Below are 16,150 nucleotides of genomic sequence, written 5' to 3'. Positions count from 1 at the left end.
CCCCGCGCGGAGGCGCCCGGCTCAGCCAGCGTCGTTCAGGTGGCAGGCGCTGCGATGCAGGGCGCCCACCGTCTTCAGCTTCGGCACCTCCACCTTGCAGCGGTCGAAGGCGAGCGGGCAGCGCGGGTGGAAGTGGCAGCCGGAGGGCGGGTTGAGCGGCGACGGGATCTCCCCCTTCACCGTCGCGAAGGCGCGCTTGCGGTTGCCGATGCGCGGCACGCTGTCCAGCAGGCTGCGGGTATAGGGGTGGTTTGCCGCGCTGAAGACACGCTCGGTCGGCGCTTCCTCGACCACCCGGCCGAGATACATGATCACGACGCGGTCGCTGAGGTGTTCCACCACGCCGAGGTCATGGCTGATGAACAGGTAGGTGAGGTCCAGTTCCCGCCGCAGCCGCATGAACAGGTTCAGGATCTGCGCCTGGATCGAGACGTCGAGCGCGGCCACCGCTTCGTCGCAGACGATGAATTCCGGCTGCACGGCGAGTGCACGCGCGATGCCGATGCGCTGGCGCTGGCCGCCGGAGAACTGGTGTGGGTAGCGGCGCTTGAAGGCGGGATCGAGCCCCGCCCGGCGCATCTGCTCATCCACATACTCGTCGAAGCCGCCGCGCTTGATCAGGCCATGGACCTGCGGCGCCTCCCCCACGATATCCGCCACCTTCATGCGGGGATTGAGGCTGGCATAGGGGTCCTGGAAGATCATCTGCCGGCGCAGCTTGGCCGTGCGTTCGGCATCGCCATGCAGGCCGGCGACGTCCTGGCCCTTCCAGAAGACCTGGCCATCGGATTGCGGCAGGATGCCCGCCACGATCCGCCCCAGCGTGGACTTGCCGCAGCCGGATTCACCGACCAGGCCGACGACCTCCCCCTTGCGGACACGGAGGTCGACGCCGTCCACGGCGTGCACGATCTCCTCCCGCACATCGGCGCCGAGCTTGCGGGCGAGCTTCGCCGCGATGTCGAGCTTCTTGGAGAAGCGGCGAGAGACGCCCTTCAACTCGATCATCGGCACTTCGGTGTCGGTGAAGGTCCGGGTCGCGTAGATCTGCTCGTCAGTCGCGCTCATGCCGCGGCGGCCTCTTCGCGATGCGGGTGGTGGCAGCGGGCGAAGCGGGCGGGCAGCCATTCCCGCAATTCGGGCCGCTGCACGCAATCCGTCTGCGCGCGCGGGCAGCGGGCGCGGAAGGCACAGCCCTCCGGCAGGTTGAGCAGCGAGGGCGTCATGCCGGGAATCTGCCGCAGCGGTTCGCCCCGCTTGTTGCGCGACGGCACGCTGCCGATCAGGCCATGGGTGTAGGGATGCAGCGGCGTGTCCAGCACCTCTCCCACATCGCCGTATTCCACGACCTTGCCCGCGTACATCACCGCGATGTCGTCGGCGAGGCCGGCGACGACGGACAGGTCATGCGTGATCCAGATCATCGCCGTGCCGGTATTGGCGCAGAGCTTCTGCACCTCCGCCAGGATCTGCCCCTGGATCGTGACGTCGAGCGCGGTGGTGGGTTCATCCGCCACGATCAGGTCCGGCCGGTGCAGCAGCGCGATGGCGATGGCGACGCGCTGGCGCATGCCGCCGGAGAACTGATGCGGGTAGGATTTCAGCCGCTCATCCGGGGACGGGATGCCCACCATGCCGAGCGCATCGCGCGCGCGGGCGCGGGCTTCGTCGTCGCTGACCTTCTCATGCGCCTGCACCGTCTCGATCATCTGCGTGTCGATCCGCAGGACCGGGTTCAGCGTCATCATCGGGTCCTGGAAGATCATGGCGATGCGATTGCCGCGGAGGTGGCGCATCTCCTCCTCCGACAGGCTCGCCAGATCCTTCCCCTGGAACAGGATGCTGCCCGATACGATGCGCCCGGGCGCATCCACCAGCCCCATGATGGAGAAGCCGGTCACGGTCTTCCCCGACCCGGATTCACCCACCAGCCCCAGCACCTGCCCCCGCCGCACGGTGAAGGAGACGTCGTCGACCGCGCGCACCACGCCCGCGCGGGTGAAGAAGTGGGTGCAGAGGTTCCGGACCTCGAGCGTGGGCGCCGTCATTTCTTCAGCCTCGGGTTCAGCACGTCCCGCAACTGGTCGCCGACCAGGTTGATGGAGACGATGGTCACGAGCAGCGCGATGCCGGGATAGAAGCTGATCCAGTATTTGCCGCTGAGCATGTATTCGTAGCCATTGGCGATCAGCAGGCCGAGCGAGGGTTCCGTGATCGGCACACCGAGGCCGAGGAAGGACAGCGTCGCTTCCAGCGCGATGGCGCGCGCCACCTGCATGGTGCCGATGACGATCAGCGGCGGCAGGCAGTTCGGCAGCAGATGGCCGAACAGGATGCGGCGCTTCGGCAGCGCCAGGCATTCCGCGGCCTCGATGTATTCGCGCCTTCGCTCCACCAGCGCGGTGCCGCGCACCGTGCGGGCGTAATAGGCCCATTCCACCACGACGATGGCGATGACGACGTTGGTGATCGACTTGCCAAGGAAGGCCAGGATCATCAGCGCGACGAGGATGGAGGGGAAGGACAGCTGCAGGTCGACGACGCGCATGATGGCGCTGTCCGTCTTGCCGCCGGCATAGGCCGCCAGCAGGCCCAGCGAGGCGCCGACCATGCAGGCGATGAAGGCGGAACCGGCGCCGACGGTCAGCGAGATGCGCAGCCCGTACATGATGCCGGACAGCATGTCCCGCCCCTGGTCATCCGTGCCCAGGTAGAAGGTCGTCTCGCCGTCGCCGGACTTCGACCCCGGCTCCAGCCGCCCATCCATGATGTCCAGCACCGCCAAATCATAGGGGTTCTGGGGGGAGATGAAGGGCGCCAGGATCGCCACCACCGCGATGATGGTGAAGACGACAAGGCCGAACAGCGCCAGCTTCGACTCCGCGAATTCGGAGACGAAGCGCTGGAACGGCGTCTCCACCTTGTCCTTGGCGGGGATGACGGGGGGTGTCTCGACAGCCGCACTCATCTCACTTGCCCTCCAGCCGGACGCGCGGATCGAGCACCGAATAGGTGAGGTCCACGATCAGGTTGATGGTGATGAACATCAGCACGATGATCATCAGGTAGGCGACGATCACGGGCCGGTCGAGCACGTTGATGCTGTCGATGATCAGCTTGCCCATGCCGGGCCAGGCGAAGATCGATTCCGTGACGACGGAGAAGGCGATGGTGCTGCCGAACTCCAGCCCCGTGACGGTGACGACGGGGATCAGGATGTTCTTGAAGACATGCACGAAGGTGACGCGGAAGGGGGAAAGCCCCTTGGCGCGGGCGAACTTCACGTAGTCCATCAGCATCGTCTCCCGCACCCCCGCGCGGGTCAGGCGGATGACGAGGCTGATCTTGAACAGGGCGAGGTTCAGCGCCGGCATCACCATGTGGGCCAGCCCATCCATGGTGAAGAAGGACCAGCGGGTGCCGAGGATCGTCACCGTCTCCCCCCGCCCGGTGGAGGGCAGCCAGCCGAGTTGCACCGCGAAGACCATGATGAGCATCAGCCCGACCCAGAAGGTCGGCAGGGAGAAGCCGAGGATCGATCCCGCCATGATCGCCTTCGACCCCACGCTGTTCGGGCGCAGCCCGGCATAGAGGCCGAGCGGCAGGCCGATCAGGATGGCACCGAAGGTGGCGGCCAGCGCGAGTTCCAGCGTCGCCGGCATGCGCTGCATGATCAGCGTCAGCGCGGGTTCGTTGAAGACGAAGGACCGGCCGAGGTCGCCCTGCAGCGCCTTGCCCAGGAAGATCCCGTATTGCTGCCACAGCGGCAGGTCGAGGCCGAGCGCCTTGATGGCGCGCTCCCGCTCCATCTGGTCCGCATCGGGGCTGATCAGGATCTCGACCGGATCGCCGATGGCGAAGACGCCGACGAAGACGATCAGCGACATGGCCAGCACGACGCCGACGGCCTGGATCAGCCGGCGGAGGAGATAGACGCTCATGCCGGGTTCCTTTCAGGTCGTCCCGCGCTGGGCGGCCTCACCGTGCGGCAGCCGGGCGCACATCCTGCGCCCGCGTGAGTTCATCGACGCGCGGCGTGTGGGTCAGCCCGCGGCGCATGGCCCAGATGTTGGTCTGGATATGCAGCGGGATGACGGCCACGTCCTCATGCGCCATCCGCTGGGCGCGGATCAGGATCTGCTCCCGCCGCGGCTCGTCCAGTTCCACCAGCGCCTGGCTCAGCAGTTCATCCACCTCGGTATTGGAATAGCGGCCGCGGTTGGACGCGCCCCAGCCGCGTTCGCTGCTGACGGTGGCCATGATGTTGCGCAGCGGGTGGCTGCCATCGGGGTTGGAGCCCCAGCCGATGAGATGCGCGGAGTATTCGGCCCGCGCGGCGCGGTTGACGAAGATGGACCAGGTCTGCGCTTCCACCGTGGTGCGCACGCCGATGCGCGTCCACATCGCGCCGATCGCCTGGGCGATGCGGGCATCGTTGATGTAGCGGTCGTTCGGGCTGTTCAGCTGGATGCGGAAGCCGTTGGGGTAGCCCGCTTCCGCCAGCAGGCGCCGCGCGCCATCGGGATCGAAGGCCGGCGCCGGCACATCCGCCACATGGCTGAAGGTGCCCGGCGGCAGGAACTGCCCGGACGGCGTCGCCGCCCCTTCCATGATGCGGCTGGTGATCGCGCCGCGGTCGATCGCCATGGACAGCGCGCGCCGCACCCGCACGTCCTTCAGCGGGTTCCGGCCCAGCGGCCGCCCGTCATTATCCGTGATGTGGGGCGAATTCTCCCCGGCCGCGCGCAGGTGATCGAGGCCGAGGAAGATCAGCCGCAGCCCCACCGTCTCCGACAGCGCCAGGCGCTGGTCGGCGCGCAGCCGCGCCAGGTCCGTCGTCGGCACCTGGTCGATGAAGTCGAGGTCCCCCGACAGCAGCGACGCGGTGCGCGACGCATCGTTCGTGATCATGCGGTAGGAGACGCGCTGGAAGGCCGGCGCGGTGCCCCAGTAGGCGGCGTTGCGCTCGAACTCGATGCGATCGCCGCTGCGGTGGGACTGCACGCGGAAGGGGCCGGTGCCGATCGCCATGGTGCCGGCGTTGAACTGCTCCGTCGTCGCCGTCGCATGCGTCTCCGCATCCAGGATGCGGACATTCGTCATGTCGAGCGGCAGCAGCGGATAGGGCGCCGCGGTGTGGAAGCGGATGGTCAGCGGATCGACGATCTCCATCCGCACGATCGGCCTTGCGTAGGCGGCATAGGAGGACGGGCTGTTCGGCACATTCGGCAGGCGCTGGATCGTGAAGGCCACGTCCTCGGCCGTGAAGGGATTGCCGTTGTGGAAGCGAACACCCGGCCGCAACTTGAATTCCCAGACGGTCGGGCCGACCGCGCGCCATTCCGTCGCCAGCCCCGGGATGTTCCGCGCGGCGGCGTCGGTGTCGATCAGCTTCTCGAAGATCATGTCGCTGACGGCATTGTTCGGCGACAGCTGGTGGTAATGCGGGTCTAGCGAGGTGACCGGCGATCCGACGCCGATCGTCAGGTTCTGCGCGGCCGCGCCCGCCGCCCCGAACGCGATTGCCGAAACACCAGCCAACGCGGCTGTCCGGATGCTGTATCGCATCGCCATTCTCCCCGGTCCCCAGACTACCCGTTCCGTGTAGCAGCGTGCCACAGGTGAGGCTAGGTTGAAGCCCGGAACCTGAATCCGGGAGAAAAAACCTGCCATGAGACACCGCCTCCCCCGCCCCGCCGGCCTCGCGGCACTCGCCCTGCTTCTCGCTCCCCCGGCCCTCGCCCAGAACCTCACCATCGGCATCGGCGGGTCGCCGACCTCGCTCGACCCGCATTTCTACAACGCCTCCCCCAATATCAGCCTGACCATGCATCTGTTCGACCGCCTAGTGGAACAGGATGCACAGGCCCGCATCCAGCCCGCTTTGGCCGAAAGCTGGCGGGCGATTTCCGACACGGTCTGGGAATTCAAGCTGCGCCCTGGCGTGAAGTGGCATGACGGCCGCCCCTTCACGGCCGACGACGTCGTCTTCACCATCGGCCGCGCCCCCAACGTGCCGAACAGCCCCGGCGGCTTCGGCGGCTTCGTGCGAGCCATCACGCGGGCGGAGGTGATGGACCCGCTGACCATCCGCTTCCACACCGCCGCCCCGCATCCCCTGCTGCCGACGGAACTGGCCTCCATCCAGATCATCTCCCGTCATGTCGGCGAAGGGGCCGCGACGGAGGACTACAACAGCGGCCGCGCCGCCATCGGCACCGGTCCCTACCGCATCGGCACCTACCGCCCCGGCGATCGCACCGAATTCACCCGCAACCCCGATTACTGGCGGGGCGCGGAGCCCTGGGCCCGCGTCTCCTACCGCTTCATCGCCAATGACGCGGCGCGCACCGCCGGCATCCTGGCCGGCGACCTCGATGTGATCGACCAGGTGCCGAGTTCCGACATCGCGCGGCTGCGACAGAACCCGCGCGTCTCGATCTCGGAGATCCAGGGCCTGCGCCTGATCTACCTGATGACCGATTTCTCCCGCACCGATGGCCCGCCCGTCCATGTCTCGGACAATGAAGGCCGCCCCCTGCCCCGCAACCCGATGCTGGATGCGCGTGTCCGCCGCGCGCTCTCCGTCGCCATCGACCGGGAAGCGCTGTCGGACCGCGTGATGGAAGGCACGGCGCGCCCCACCGGCCAGTGGCTGCCGCCGGGGTCCTATTCCTACAACCCCGCCGTCACCGCCCCGCGCCCGGACCCGGAAGCCGCCCGCCGCCTGCTGGCGGAAGCGGGCTTCCCGCAGGGCTTCCGCCTGACGCTGCATACCCCGAACGACCGCTACCCCAATGACGCCCGTACCGCCCAGGCGGTGGCGCAGATGTGGACGCGCATCGGCGTGCGCACCCAGGTCGAATCCCTCCCCTGGGCAGCCTATGCCGCCCGCACCGCGCGGCAGGAACACAATGCCCGCCTGGCCGGCTGGGGCAGCGTGACCGGGGAGGCCAGCTACATGCTGGTCAACATCTTCGGCACCTTCGACCGGGAGAAGCGCACCGGCGCCTCCAACAACTCCCGCTACTCCAACCCGGAGCTGGATGCGCTGACGGCCCGCGCCACCGCGACGCTGGACGATGCGGCGCGGGAGCGGCTGTTGCAGGAAGCGGTCGCGATGGTGGACCGGGAGACGGCGATGATCCCGCTCTTCCAGCTGGTCAACTTCTGGGCGACGCGCCGCGGCATCACCTACGAGCCGCGCATGGATGAGCGGACCGTCGCGATGGGCGCCCGGCCATCCAACTGAGGTGAGGTGGCGGGGGGGGCTCGCGGCCGCCCCGCCTATTCCTCCTGCGCCGCCGCCACCGGCAGGATCGCCGTCTCCTTCGGGCTGGCCAGGGCCAGGATCGTTTCCGTCCGCTCCACGCCCGGCTGGCCGCGCACTTCGTCCGACACGAAGGCTTCCAGCGCGGCGATGTCGGCCAGGCGCAGCTTCACCAGGTAGCACCAGGCGCCGGTGACGGTGTGGCATTCCAGCACCGCCTCATGCCGCTTCATGGCGCGCAGGAAGGTGGCGTCGTCCTTCCCCGGCCGCATGGCGACGAAGACGAAGGCCAGCAGCGGGCAGCCGGCGGCCACGGGGTCCAGGTCGATCCGCCAGCCGCGGATCACGCCCCGCTCCTCCAGCCGCTTCACGCGCTCCGCGGTGGCGGAGACGGACAGGCCGGCGGCCTTGGACAGTTCAGCCAGCCCCGCCGCGCCGTTCTCCTGCAGCGCGACGACCAGGTTGCGATCGATCTCATCCATGGCGGCAGGTTAGCGCGGACGCCCGCAAAAAAGAAACGGCGGCCTTTCGGCCGCCGTTCCGTTCCGATGCGCAGCAGGCGGCCGCCAAGGGCGGCCGAGGCCGCGAATGCGGCCCGCCGGTAGTCCGGCGAGCCAAGCCGGCGGAGCCGGCGCCCGGCGCCTGAGGGCTAGATGTAATGCTCGGCCAGCGGCTTGAAGCCGTTGAAGGCCTGGCTGGCATAGGTGGTGACATAGGCGCCCGTGGCGATCAGTTCCACGCGGTCGCCGCAATCCAGCGCCAGCGGCAGCCGGTAGTTGGACTTCTCATACAGCGTGTCCGTGCTGTCGCAGGTCGGGCCCGCGATGGTCACGGGGCCTTCCGCGCCGCCGTCATGGGGCGTGCGGAAGGCGTAGCGGATGGCCTCGCCCTCCGTCTCCGCCAGCCCGCCGAAGCGCCCGATGTCGAGGTAGACCCAGCGCACCGGATCATCCTCCCCCTTGCGGGAGACGAGCACGACCTCGGAGGATACCACGCCGGCATCGCCCACCATGAAGCGGCCGGGCTCGATGACCATCTCCGGCAGCGCATTGCCGAAATGCTCGGCCATGGCGCCCATGATGGCATCGCCGAAAGCGTCGATCTCCGGCACCTCGGCGCGGTAGCGCACGGGGTAGCCGCCGCCGAGATTGACCATGCGGAGGTTCACGCCGGCCTGGCGCAGGTCGGTGAACAGCATGGCCACGCGGGCGATCGCCGCCTGGTAGGCGCCGGTCTGCGTCTGCTGGGAGCCGACATGGAAGGAGATGCCATAGGGGTCGAGACCCCATTCGGCCGCCTTCACCATCAGCGCCTTCGCCATCCCCATCTCGCAGCCGAACTTGCGGGAAAGCGGCCATTCCGCGCCCTTGTTCTCGACCAGGATGCGGCAATAGACGCGCGCGCCCGGCGCGTGCTGGGCGAGCTTCTTCAACTCCGGCTCGCTGTCGAAGGCGTACATGGTGACGCCGGCCGCATGCGCGGCCTTGATGGCGCTGACCTTCTTGACGGTGTTGCCGAAGGAGATGTCGGCCGGGCGCGCACCGGCGGCCAGGCAGGCCTCGATCTCTTCCCAGGAGGCCGCGTCGAAGGATGAGCCGAGCGCGGTCAACCGATCGAGGATCGGGGCGGCCGGGTTCGCCTTCACCGCGTAATAGACGCGGGCGAGCGGCATCGCGGCCATCAGGCGGCGGTAATTCTGCTCGACGCGGTCCACATCCAGCACGAGGCAGGGCGTGGCCGGCGCGTGGTCGCGCAGATACGCGGCGATCTTTGGGTTCATCGCGCCCAAACTCCCCAAACGGCGGGGGCGGCCCTGCGGGGCGGCCCCAGATTGACGAAACGGTCGAACGAACCAGCGACCAAGTTGAACCGGCGGGGTGAGCCGCCGGGGTTGCCAGAACGCTTGACGTCGTTGCGTTAACCTTGCGCCGCGGTGACCATGGATGTGCGACAGCGCCCGTCACCCTTTGGGGGCTTCGGCCGCATCGTCGTCCTTGGTTCCGTGGGCCTGGGGCCTTCGGCACGTGCGTACTGCGTCTGGGGCGGCATATAGGCGCGACGCCCCCGGCTGGAAAGCGCCTTTTTCGCCCCTGGCCGTTTTTTTTCCGCGGGGTCGGTTAAGGCGCCGGAAACACCGCCTGTCGGCCCCCCGGGGGCGCCGGGATGGCTCCTGGAAACCCCTGACTTCCCGCGCGATTCAGCCGGAACCGCGAGTCGCACCCCAGGAAAAGACTGGGTTTGCCGCCGCCAGCGCCCGCGAATTTCCTGGCGTTACCCACGATGTTTCTGTTATGTTCCCAGCGCCGCCGGGACAGGCGCGCCCGCCCACCGGCCCGAAGGCCGGCGGCGGGCGCCGGGACCACCCCGCGATGTGCGACTAAACGCCCTAAATCGGCATAAACGGCTTAAACGGCTTAGTGGCTCAAAGGCCACAGCGCCGCTTCAGCTCGCCAGCAGCCCGCCATTCGTCACCGTGATGCGGCTGGCCCGGCAGACATTCACGCCGCGGATCTCGGCCGCCCGGCCATTGGTCCAGACGACGCGGAAATCGTAATTGCCGGTATTGGCGGCGCGGTAGGACACCTGCCGGCCCGGCGGCAGCACGCTCTGCCCCAGCTGGTCATTGCCCCAGCCGCCCAGGCTGGAATGGCTGAAATACAGCCGCTCCACCGTCGCGCCGGAGTTGTTCACCACGACGAAGCTGGTGTCGCAGGCCTGCGACACCGGCTGCTGCACCACCACCACCTGCTGGGGCTGCTGGGGCGTGCAGGCCCCCAGCATCAGGGCCGCGCCAGCCAGCACGCCCAATGCGCCACGACGGATCATTGTCTGTCTCCCGAGGACTTTCCCACCCAACGGGACGAATCTAGGTCGTGACGAAACCGTCACACAAGCCGGGGGCGAGCCTGATTCAGGCGATCAACCCGGTGGTCGGGGAAGACGGGTCCGCCGCCGGCGACCGCGGCATGCGCCCCGCAAGGAAGGCGTCCCGCCCCGCCTCCACCGCTGCCTTCATGGCGCGCGCCATGCGGACGGGGTCGCGGGCATGGGCGATGGCGGAATTCAGCAGCACCGCGTCGCAGCCGAGTTCCATGGCCAGCGCCGCGTCACTCGCCGTGCCAATGCCGGCATCGACCAGTACCGGCACCTTGGATTGCGCGATGATCGCCCGGATCATGAAGGGGTTCGCGACGCCAAGCCCCGACCCGATCGGCGCGCCGAGCGGCATGATGGCGACGCAGCCCATCTCCTCCAGCCGCTTCGCGGCCACGGGGTCGTCGGCGCAATAGACCATCACCTCGAACCCGTCCTTGATCAGGGCCTCGGCGGCTTCGAAGGTCGCGCGCATGTCGGGGTAGAGGAAGGGCGGCGGGCCCAGCACTTCCAGCTTCACCAGGTTCCAGCCCCCGGCCTCCCGCGCCAGACGCAGCGTGCGGACCGCATCCTGCGCGGTGAAGCAACCGGCGGTGTTCGGCAGGTAGGTGTAGCGATCCGGCGGCACGAAATCCTGCAGCATGGGCTGGGAGGCGTCGGAGAGGTTCACGCGCCGCACCGCGACCGTCACCATCTCCGCGCCGCTGGCCTCGATGGAGGCCGCGGTCTCCTCGAGGCTCTTGTAGCGCCCCGTGCCCACGACCAGGCGGGAGCGGAAGCGGCGGCCGGCGACGGTCCAGCCTTCGTCGGTGTCAGCCAGGGGGGCGATCCCGTCCATCTCAGCCACCTCCGATGAAATGCACGATCTCAAGCCGGTCCCCGGCGCCGAGTCGCGTGGCAGCCCAGGCGGAACGCGGCACGATCTCCAGGTTCCGCTCCACCGCCACCTTCGGCGCCGCAAGCCCGATGAGGTGCAACAGGTCATGCACGGAGGCGCCTTCCGGCACCTGGCGCGCTTCGCCGTTCACCTCGATGGATATCGTCCCCGTCATGCCCGGAACATGGCGGGCGGCGGCGGCCGGGACAAGAGATCGGGGGGCGCGGCGGGCGCGGGTCTGGCATATCCCAGGGCCGGGCAGGCCGCCCACAACCCGGGCGCGTGCTTGCCCGGCGCGGAGGCACCGTGCTAGGCGCACCCTTCCCTGCGAGCCAGTCGCGAGAAACGGGACATCCCTTCTTGACGCCGACTTCCCTGAGACCGGCGATGATCGCCGTGCTGAACGGTCCGAACCTCAACCTGCTCGGCACCCGCCAGCCGGAGATCTATGGCGCCGAGACGCTGGACGACGTGGAGGCGCTCTGCGCCGAAACGGCCGAGCAGCTCGGCCTCGCGATCGATTTTCGCCAGACGAATGGCGAGGGCGAACTGGTGACCTGGGTGCAGGAATGCCGCGGCCGCGCCGCCGGCATCATCATCAACCCCGCCGCCTACAGCCACACCTCCATCGCCCTGATGGACGCGCTGAAGGCCGTGGACCTCCCGATCGTGGAGGTCCACATCTCCAACATCCACCGCCGGGAGGAATTCCGGCACCTGAGCTACGTGTCCAAGGTGGCCACGGGCGTCATCGCGGGCCTCGGCATCCGGGGCTATGCGCTGGCGCTGCGCGCCATGGCGGATATCGTCGCCGCAGAAGGAGAGCCCTGAATGTCGGGCGTCCAATTCGACCCCGCGGCGATCCGCGAACTCGCGAAGATCCTGCGGGAGACCGACCTGACCGAGATCGAGCTGGTCGAGAAGGACAGCCGCATCCGGGTCGCGCGCCAGATCACCGTGCAGCAGGTCGCGACCGTCGCCGCCGGCCCCGCCGCGGCACCGGCCGCCGCCGCGGCCGCCCCGGTCGCCGCGCCGCCCGCCCCCGTCAGCGATGCCGCCCATCCCGGCGCCGTCACCTCCCCCATGGTCGGCGTCGCCTACCTGGCGCCGGAACCGGGGGCCGCGCCCTTCATCACGGTCGGTGGCCGCGTGGCGCAGGGCCAGACGGTGCTGCTGATCGAGGCGATGAAGACCTTCAACCAGATTCGCGCGCCCCGCGCCGGCGTCGTGACGCGGATCCTGATCGAGAGCGGGTCGCCGGTCGAATACGGCGAACCCATGCTCATCATCGAGTGATCGGGACAGCATCATGTTCGGCAAGGTCCTGATCGCGAACCGGGGCGAGATCGCGCTCCGCGTCCATCGCGCCTGCCAGGAGATGGGCATCCGCACCGTCGCCGTGCATTCGACGGCCGACAGCACCGCCATGCATGTGCGGCTCGCGGATGAAAGCGTCTGCATCGGCCCGCCCTCGGCCCGCGACAGCTACCTGAACATGGCGGCCATCCTGTCGGCCGCCGCCATCACCGGCGCCGACGCCATCCACCCGGGCTACGGCTTCCTGTCGGAGAACGCGAATTTCGCGGAGATGGTGGAGGCCCACGGCCTGGCCTTCATCGGCCCGACGGCCGCGCATATCCGCATGATGGGCGACAAGATCGCGGCCAAGGACGCGATGCGCTCCCTCGGCGTCCCCCTCGTCCCCGGCAGCCTCGGCGCGCTGGAGAGCTTCGAGGAAGCCCGCGCGGTGGCGGATGAGATCAAGTACCCCGTCCTCATCAAGGCCGCCGCCGGCGGTGGTGGGCGCGGCATGAAGGTGGCGCGCAGCGAGGATGAGCTGGAGGAAGCCTGGCGGGTCGCGCGCACCGAATCCAAGGCCGCCTTCGGCGATGACAGCGTCTACATGGAGAAGTACCTGGACCGCCCGCGGCATATCGAGCTGCAGGTGATGGCGGACATGCACGGCAATGTCGTGCATTTCGGGGAGCGTGACTGCTCCCTCCAGCGCCGCCACCAGAAGCTGGTCGAGGAAGCCGGAAGCCCCGTGCTGACGGCGGCCGAGCGCGATGCGCTGGGCGCGCAGGTGACGAAGGGCCTGAAGCAGCTCGGCTACCGCAATGCCGGCACGCTGGAATTCCTGTGGCAGGATGGCCAGTTCGCCTTCATCGAGATGAACACCCGGCTGCAGGTCGAACATCCCGTGACGGAGATGGTCTGCAACGTCGACCTGGTGAAGGAACAGCTGCGCGTCGCCGCCGGCGAACCGCTGGGCTACACCCAGGCGGATATCCGCTTCTCCGGCCACGCCATCGAATGCCGCATCACGGCGGAGGATCCCGAGACCTTCGCCCCCAACCCCGGCCGGGTGGACATGTACCACGCGCCGGGCGGGCTCGGCGTTCGCGTCGATAGCGCGCTCTATTCCGGCTACACCGTGCCGCCGCATTACGACAGCCTGGTCGCCAAGCTGGTCGTGCATGGGCAGACGCGGGCGGAGGCAATCGCGCGCCTCAAGCGGTCGCTGGACGAGATGGTGGTCAGCGGCATCAAGACCACCCTGCCGCTGCACCAGCGCATCGTGGCGGACCCGGAATTCCAGGCCGGCGACTACACCATCCACTGGCTGGAGAAGTTCGTCAGCCGGGGTCACTGATACCAACGGCCCGATGGAGTGACCTGCGGCCGACGAAGTCGGCCGAGGCCGCGAATGCGGCCCGCGGCCAGTGCGTCACGCCGAAGGCGTGCCAGAGGCACGGTCACGGCACTGCCGTGACGCCAAGCCCGCGGAGCGGGCGCCGGCGATTGAGGCACGAAAAAGGAATACCAACGAGTCGCTGCAAGCGGCCGTTGGTATGAGACATTCCTCGCCCTGGACAGCCAGGGCGGGTAGGATGGCCTGGTGAGCCGAAGACAGTTCGACATCACCCCGGAACTCATGCTCCGCGCCTATCGCGCGGGGCTGTTCCCCATGGCGGAAACCCGCCGGGGCGACCGGCTCTATTGGCTGGACCCCGAGATGCGCGGCGTGCTGCCGCTGGACCGTTTCCATCTGTCCCGGCGCCTGGCGCGGACGGTGCTGGCGGGCGACTACCTCATCACCACCAACCGCGACTTCGCCGGCGTCATCGCGGGCTGCGCGGCGCCGGCGGCGGGGCGGGAGGACACCTGGATCAACCCGGAGATCGAGCGCCTGTTCAGCACCCTGCATCGCATGGGCCACGCCCATTCGGTGGAGGCCTGGGCCCCGGCGGAGGGCGGGCCGAAGCTGGTGGGCGGCCTCTACGGCGTGGCGCTTGGCGGCGCCTTCTTCGGGGAGAGCATGTTCAGCACGGCGCGGGACGCCTCCAAGGTCGCCCTCGTCCACCTGGTGGCCCGCCTCCGCCTCTTTGGCTTCACGCTGCTCGACAGCCAGTTCCAGACGACCCACCTGGCCCAGTTCGGCTGCACGGAGATCCCCCGCCAGGCCTATAAGCACCTGTTGTCGGAGGCGGTGGAGGAACAGGCGCGCTGGGACGACGAACCGGACCCGGCGGCGGTGGAGGCCGAGGTACGCCGCCTCCGGGACGCCAGCCGCGGCGAATAGCTACCGGTTGACCGGCCAGGGGCGCTGGCCCGGCGGCAGGGTGCCGGCGCGCGGGTCGGGGCCGAAGCGGTTCGGGCCGGTCTCGCCATGCTGGCAGTACCAGATCAGCAGGATGATCCAGCCGATCAGCGGCACGAGGATCAGCAACTGCCACCAGCCGCTGCGCCCATCATCATGCAGCCGCCGCGCGCCGACGGAGATGGAGGGGATCAGCAGCGCCACCGCCAGGACGGCGCCCAGCACGCCGCCCGTCGCCGCATCGTCGATGATGCCGGCAATGACCTGCGCCAGCATGCTGAAGAGTTGGAAGAACCAGAACTCCGATCGCCGCGCCCGGCCGGCGAAGGTCGCGTAGTTGCGCAGCGCGCTGGCGACGGCATCGGGGAAGTTCATGCGCGCTCCATCCTGGCCGGGGGGCGCCTCAATTGGCGCGGCATTCCATGATGCGGATGTCGTAGACCGGATGTTCCAGCATGTTCACGCCGGGGGCTTCCGCGAACATCCAGCCGCGGAAGACCGCCGCGCCATTGGCGGGCGCCCGGCTGTCCGTGATCTCCAGCCAGGCGGCGGCGTCCGGCACCTCATCCGGCGCGCGGGCGTTGCAGGACCGGACGGTGATGGTCAGGCTGCCGAAGCGCTCCGGCTGGTTCAGCGTGGCGCGCAGCGTGATGACGCGCGCCGTTACCTTGTCCAGCGCCTGGAGGACCGCGATGCGCTGCGGCCGCCATTCCTGCGCGGCGGCGGGCATCGCCAGCCCGCAGGCCAGCATCGCGGCGACGATGGCGGTCCGGATCATGCGGCGCGCTTCGGGCTCGGCAGGGCGGCGACCATCTCGGCCAGGATGCGCCGCATGGCGGCCTCGTCCACGCCCATCAGTACCGCATCCTCGAAGGCATCGCGCAGCACCTGCGCGGCCTCCCGGTGGTTCTCCGCCAGCACCTTCAGCTTCTCCCGGCACGACAGCGGCGCGCCATCGGCGCCCGGCCAGGCGGCGGGCGGGTCGAGTGGCGTGGTCATGGCCGGGGCGTGGCGGCGCCTTCCGGTGCCTGTGCCCCAGGGGACTGGGCGCCCGGGGAGGAGGAGGACCCCTGGGTCATGGAGAAGATGAATCGTCCCAGCAGGCTTTCCAGGCTGATCGCGGATTGGGTGATGGTGATCTCCCCCCCGTCCCGCAGCATCCGCTCCGACCCGCCCGGCACCAGGGAGACGAAGCGCCCGCCCAGCAGCCCCTCGCTCGCGATCTCCGCGGAGCTGTCGGAGGGGATGCGCAGGCTGCCATCGATGCGCATGGTCAGCACGGCCAGGAAGCTCTGCGGATCGATCCGTTGGCCGGTGATGGAGCCCACCTTCACGCCGGCGATGCGCACATCCGCCCCGGGGGCCAGCCCGTCGATCCGGTCGAACTTGGCGGTCAGCGTCAGCGCCGGCCCGGACATGGTCGTCCGGCCGCTATTGGTGACGGCGAAGAGAAGGAAGCCGGCGGCCACCAGCAGCACCACGGCGCCGGCCATGACCTCGGCGATCGAACGGCCCTTCATGCGGAGGG

The 16,150-nt window shown here is 69.0% G+C and carries 19 protein-coding genes; 5 read left to right on the top strand and 14 right to left on the bottom strand.

Annotated features, from left to right (window positions below):
• Positions 1–21: 21 nt before the first annotated feature.
• Genes BM041_RS22020 through BM041_RS22000 form a run of 5 tightly spaced genes read right to left on the bottom strand, consistent with a single transcriptional unit; the run spans position 22 to position 5,568 of the window.
• The gene (locus BM041_RS22020; RefSeq protein ID WP_092962056.1) at positions 22–1,068 is read right to left on the bottom strand and encodes an ABC transporter ATP-binding protein; all 1,047 of its coding nucleotides are present in this window, start codon (positions 1,066–1,068) and stop codon (positions 22–24) included.
• Entirely contained in the window at positions 1,065–2,048 is a 984-nt protein-coding gene (locus BM041_RS22015) for an ABC transporter ATP-binding protein (RefSeq protein ID WP_092962055.1), read from the bottom strand. Before BM041_RS22015 ends, BM041_RS22020 begins: the two co-directional genes overlap by 4 nt.
• A complete protein-coding gene (locus BM041_RS22010) occupies positions 2,045–2,968 on the bottom strand; it encodes an ABC transporter permease (RefSeq protein WP_092962054.1) in 924 nt (307 codons plus the stop codon). The genes BM041_RS22015 and BM041_RS22010 overlap by 4 nt, the downstream gene beginning before the upstream one ends.
• 1 nt (position 2,969) lies before the next feature.
• A complete protein-coding gene (locus BM041_RS22005) occupies positions 2,970–3,941 on the bottom strand; it encodes an ABC transporter permease (protein WP_092962053.1) in 972 nt (323 codons plus the stop codon).
• A gap of 37 nt (positions 3,942–3,978) precedes the next feature.
• A complete protein-coding gene (locus tag BM041_RS22000) occupies positions 3,979–5,568 on the bottom strand; it encodes an ABC transporter substrate-binding protein (protein ID WP_092962052.1) in 1,590 nt (529 codons plus the stop codon).
• Between the two features lie 103 nt (positions 5,569–5,671).
• Between BM041_RS22000 and BM041_RS21995 the strand changes: the two genes are divergently transcribed.
• Positions 5,672–7,252, top strand: coding sequence for an ABC transporter substrate-binding protein (locus BM041_RS21995; RefSeq protein WP_092962051.1), 1,581 nt, complete (start codon positions 5,672–5,674; stop codon positions 7,250–7,252).
• 35 nt (positions 7,253–7,287) lie between these two features.
• Here the strand turns inward: BM041_RS21995 and BM041_RS21990 are convergent, their stop codons facing one another.
• The 5 genes from BM041_RS21990 to thiS form a co-directional block, all read right to left on the bottom strand.
• Positions 7,288–7,752 carry an Lrp/AsnC family transcriptional regulator gene (locus BM041_RS21990; RefSeq protein WP_092962050.1) on the bottom strand — a complete coding sequence of 155 codons (465 nt, stop codon included), beginning with the start codon at positions 7,750–7,752 and terminating at the stop codon, positions 7,288–7,290.
• A gap of 167 nt (positions 7,753–7,919) precedes the next feature.
• Entirely contained in the window at positions 7,920–9,050 is a 1,131-nt protein-coding gene (locus BM041_RS21985) for a type III PLP-dependent enzyme (RefSeq protein ID WP_092962049.1), read from the bottom strand.
• A 662-nt stretch (positions 9,051–9,712) separates the two neighbouring features.
• Complete coding sequence (locus tag BM041_RS21980; RefSeq protein ID WP_139226143.1) at positions 9,713–10,096, bottom strand: hypothetical protein; 384 nt, start codon at positions 10,094–10,096, stop codon at positions 9,713–9,715.
• Positions 10,097–10,181: 85 nt separating this feature from the next.
• The gene (locus tag BM041_RS21975) at positions 10,182–10,982 is read right to left on the bottom strand and encodes a thiazole synthase (RefSeq protein ID WP_092962047.1); all 801 of its coding nucleotides are present in this window, start codon (positions 10,980–10,982) and stop codon (positions 10,182–10,184) included.
• Between the two features lies 1 nt (position 10,983).
• A complete protein-coding gene (thiS, locus tag BM041_RS21970) occupies positions 10,984–11,196 on the bottom strand; it encodes a sulfur carrier protein ThiS (protein ID WP_092962046.1) in 213 nt (70 codons plus the stop codon).
• Positions 11,197–11,408: 212 nt separating this feature from the next.
• On the opposite strand from thiS, the gene aroQ reads away from it, so the two are divergent.
• The 4 genes from aroQ to aat all read left to right on the top strand — a co-directional run bounded on the left by aroQ (position 11,409) and on the right by aat (position 14,604).
• Entirely contained in the window at positions 11,409–11,852 is a 444-nt protein-coding gene (gene aroQ / locus BM041_RS21965) for a type II 3-dehydroquinate dehydratase (RefSeq protein ID WP_175534086.1), read from the top strand.
• A complete protein-coding gene (gene accB, locus BM041_RS21960) occupies positions 11,853–12,317 on the top strand; it encodes an acetyl-CoA carboxylase biotin carboxyl carrier protein (protein ID WP_092962045.1) in 465 nt (154 codons plus the stop codon).
• 13 nt (positions 12,318–12,330) lie between these two features.
• Positions 12,331–13,674: an acetyl-CoA carboxylase biotin carboxylase subunit gene (gene accC / locus BM041_RS21955; protein WP_092962044.1), complete on the top strand. Its 1,344-nt coding sequence runs from the start codon at positions 12,331–12,333 to the stop codon at positions 13,672–13,674.
• 246 nt (positions 13,675–13,920) lie between these two features.
• Positions 13,921–14,604, top strand: coding sequence for a leucyl/phenylalanyl-tRNA--protein transferase (gene aat / locus BM041_RS21950; RefSeq protein ID WP_092962043.1), 684 nt, complete (start codon positions 13,921–13,923; stop codon positions 14,602–14,604).
• Here the strand turns inward: aat and BM041_RS21945 are convergent, their stop codons facing one another.
• Genes BM041_RS21945 through mlaD form a run of 4 tightly spaced genes read right to left on the bottom strand, consistent with a single transcriptional unit; the run spans position 14,605 to position 16,142 of the window.
• A complete protein-coding gene (locus tag BM041_RS21945; protein WP_092962042.1) occupies positions 14,605–14,997 on the bottom strand; it encodes a DUF805 domain-containing protein in 393 nt (130 codons plus the stop codon).
• 28 nt (positions 14,998–15,025) lie between these two features.
• Positions 15,026–15,400 carry a DUF2155 domain-containing protein gene (locus BM041_RS21940; protein ID WP_245762215.1) on the bottom strand — a complete coding sequence of 125 codons (375 nt, stop codon included), beginning with the start codon at positions 15,398–15,400 and terminating at the stop codon, positions 15,026–15,028.
• Entirely contained in the window at positions 15,397–15,621 is a 225-nt protein-coding gene (locus BM041_RS21935) for a hypothetical protein (RefSeq protein ID WP_092962041.1), read from the bottom strand. Before BM041_RS21935 ends, BM041_RS21940 begins: the two co-directional genes overlap by 4 nt.
• Positions 15,618–16,142 carry an outer membrane lipid asymmetry maintenance protein MlaD gene (mlaD, locus tag BM041_RS21930; RefSeq protein ID WP_092962040.1) on the bottom strand — a complete coding sequence of 175 codons (525 nt, stop codon included), beginning with the start codon at positions 16,140–16,142 and terminating at the stop codon, positions 15,618–15,620. The genes BM041_RS21935 and mlaD overlap by 4 nt, the downstream gene beginning before the upstream one ends.
• Between the last annotated feature and the right edge of the window lie 8 nt (positions 16,143–16,150).

The sequence above is a fragment of the Falsiroseomonas stagni DSM 19981 genome (genome assembly GCF_900114315.1).
GTDB lineage: Bacteria > Pseudomonadota > Alphaproteobacteria > Acetobacterales > Acetobacteraceae > Falsiroseomonas > Falsiroseomonas stagni.
Note: the sequence above shows the minus strand (reverse complement) of the source record. Positions and strands in the feature narration are given on the sequence as shown.

Bases quoted from the DNA above. Each gene is read 5' to 3' on its own strand.
- BM041_RS22010 (WP_092962054.1), bottom strand. From the start codon at position 2,968: ATGAGTGCGGCTGTCGAGACACCCCCCGTCATCCCCGCCAAGGACAAG.
- BM041_RS21995 (WP_092962051.1), top strand. From the start codon at position 5,672: ATGAGACACCGCCTCCCCCGCCCCGCCGGCCTCGCGGCACTCGCCCTG.
- BM041_RS22000 (WP_092962052.1), bottom strand. From the start codon at position 5,568: ATGCGATACAGCATCCGGACAGCCGCGTTGGCTGGTGTTTCGGCAATC.
- BM041_RS22015 (WP_092962055.1), bottom strand. From the start codon at position 2,048: ATGACGGCGCCCACGCTCGAGGTCCGGAACCTCTGCACCCACTTCTTC.
- mlaD (WP_092962040.1), bottom strand. From the start codon at position 16,142: ATGAAGGGCCGTTCGATCGCCGAGGTCATGGCCGGCGCCGTGGTGCTG.
- accC (WP_092962044.1), top strand. From the start codon at position 12,331: ATGTTCGGCAAGGTCCTGATCGCGAACCGGGGCGAGATCGCGCTCCGC.
- BM041_RS22005 (WP_092962053.1), bottom strand. From the start codon at position 3,941: ATGAGCGTCTATCTCCTCCGCCGGCTGATCCAGGCCGTCGGCGTCGTG.
- thiS (WP_092962046.1), bottom strand. From the start codon at position 11,196: ATGACGGGGACGATATCCATCGAGGTGAACGGCGAAGCGCGCCAGGTG.
- BM041_RS21985 (WP_092962049.1), bottom strand. From the start codon at position 9,050: ATGAACCCAAAGATCGCCGCGTATCTGCGCGACCACGCGCCGGCCACG.
- BM041_RS22020 (WP_092962056.1), bottom strand. From the start codon at position 1,068: ATGAGCGCGACTGACGAGCAGATCTACGCGACCCGGACCTTCACCGAC.
- BM041_RS21990 (WP_092962050.1), bottom strand. From the start codon at position 7,752: ATGGATGAGATCGATCGCAACCTGGTCGTCGCGCTGCAGGAGAACGGC.
- BM041_RS21975 (WP_092962047.1), bottom strand. From the start codon at position 10,982: ATGGACGGGATCGCCCCCCTGGCTGACACCGACGAAGGCTGGACCGTC.
- accB (WP_092962045.1), top strand. From the start codon at position 11,853: ATGTCGGGCGTCCAATTCGACCCCGCGGCGATCCGCGAACTCGCGAAG.
- aroQ (WP_175534086.1), top strand. From the start codon at position 11,409: ATGATCGCCGTGCTGAACGGTCCGAACCTCAACCTGCTCGGCACCCGC.
- BM041_RS21945 (WP_092962042.1), bottom strand. From the start codon at position 14,997: ATGAACTTCCCCGATGCCGTCGCCAGCGCGCTGCGCAACTACGCGACC.
- BM041_RS21935 (WP_092962041.1), bottom strand. From the start codon at position 15,621: ATGACCACGCCACTCGACCCGCCCGCCGCCTGGCCGGGCGCCGATGGC.
- BM041_RS21940 (WP_245762215.1), bottom strand. From the start codon at position 15,400: ATGATCCGGACCGCCATCGTCGCCGCGATGCTGGCCTGCGGGCTGGCG.
- BM041_RS21980 (WP_139226143.1), bottom strand. From the start codon at position 10,096: ATGATCCGTCGTGGCGCATTGGGCGTGCTGGCTGGCGCGGCCCTGATG.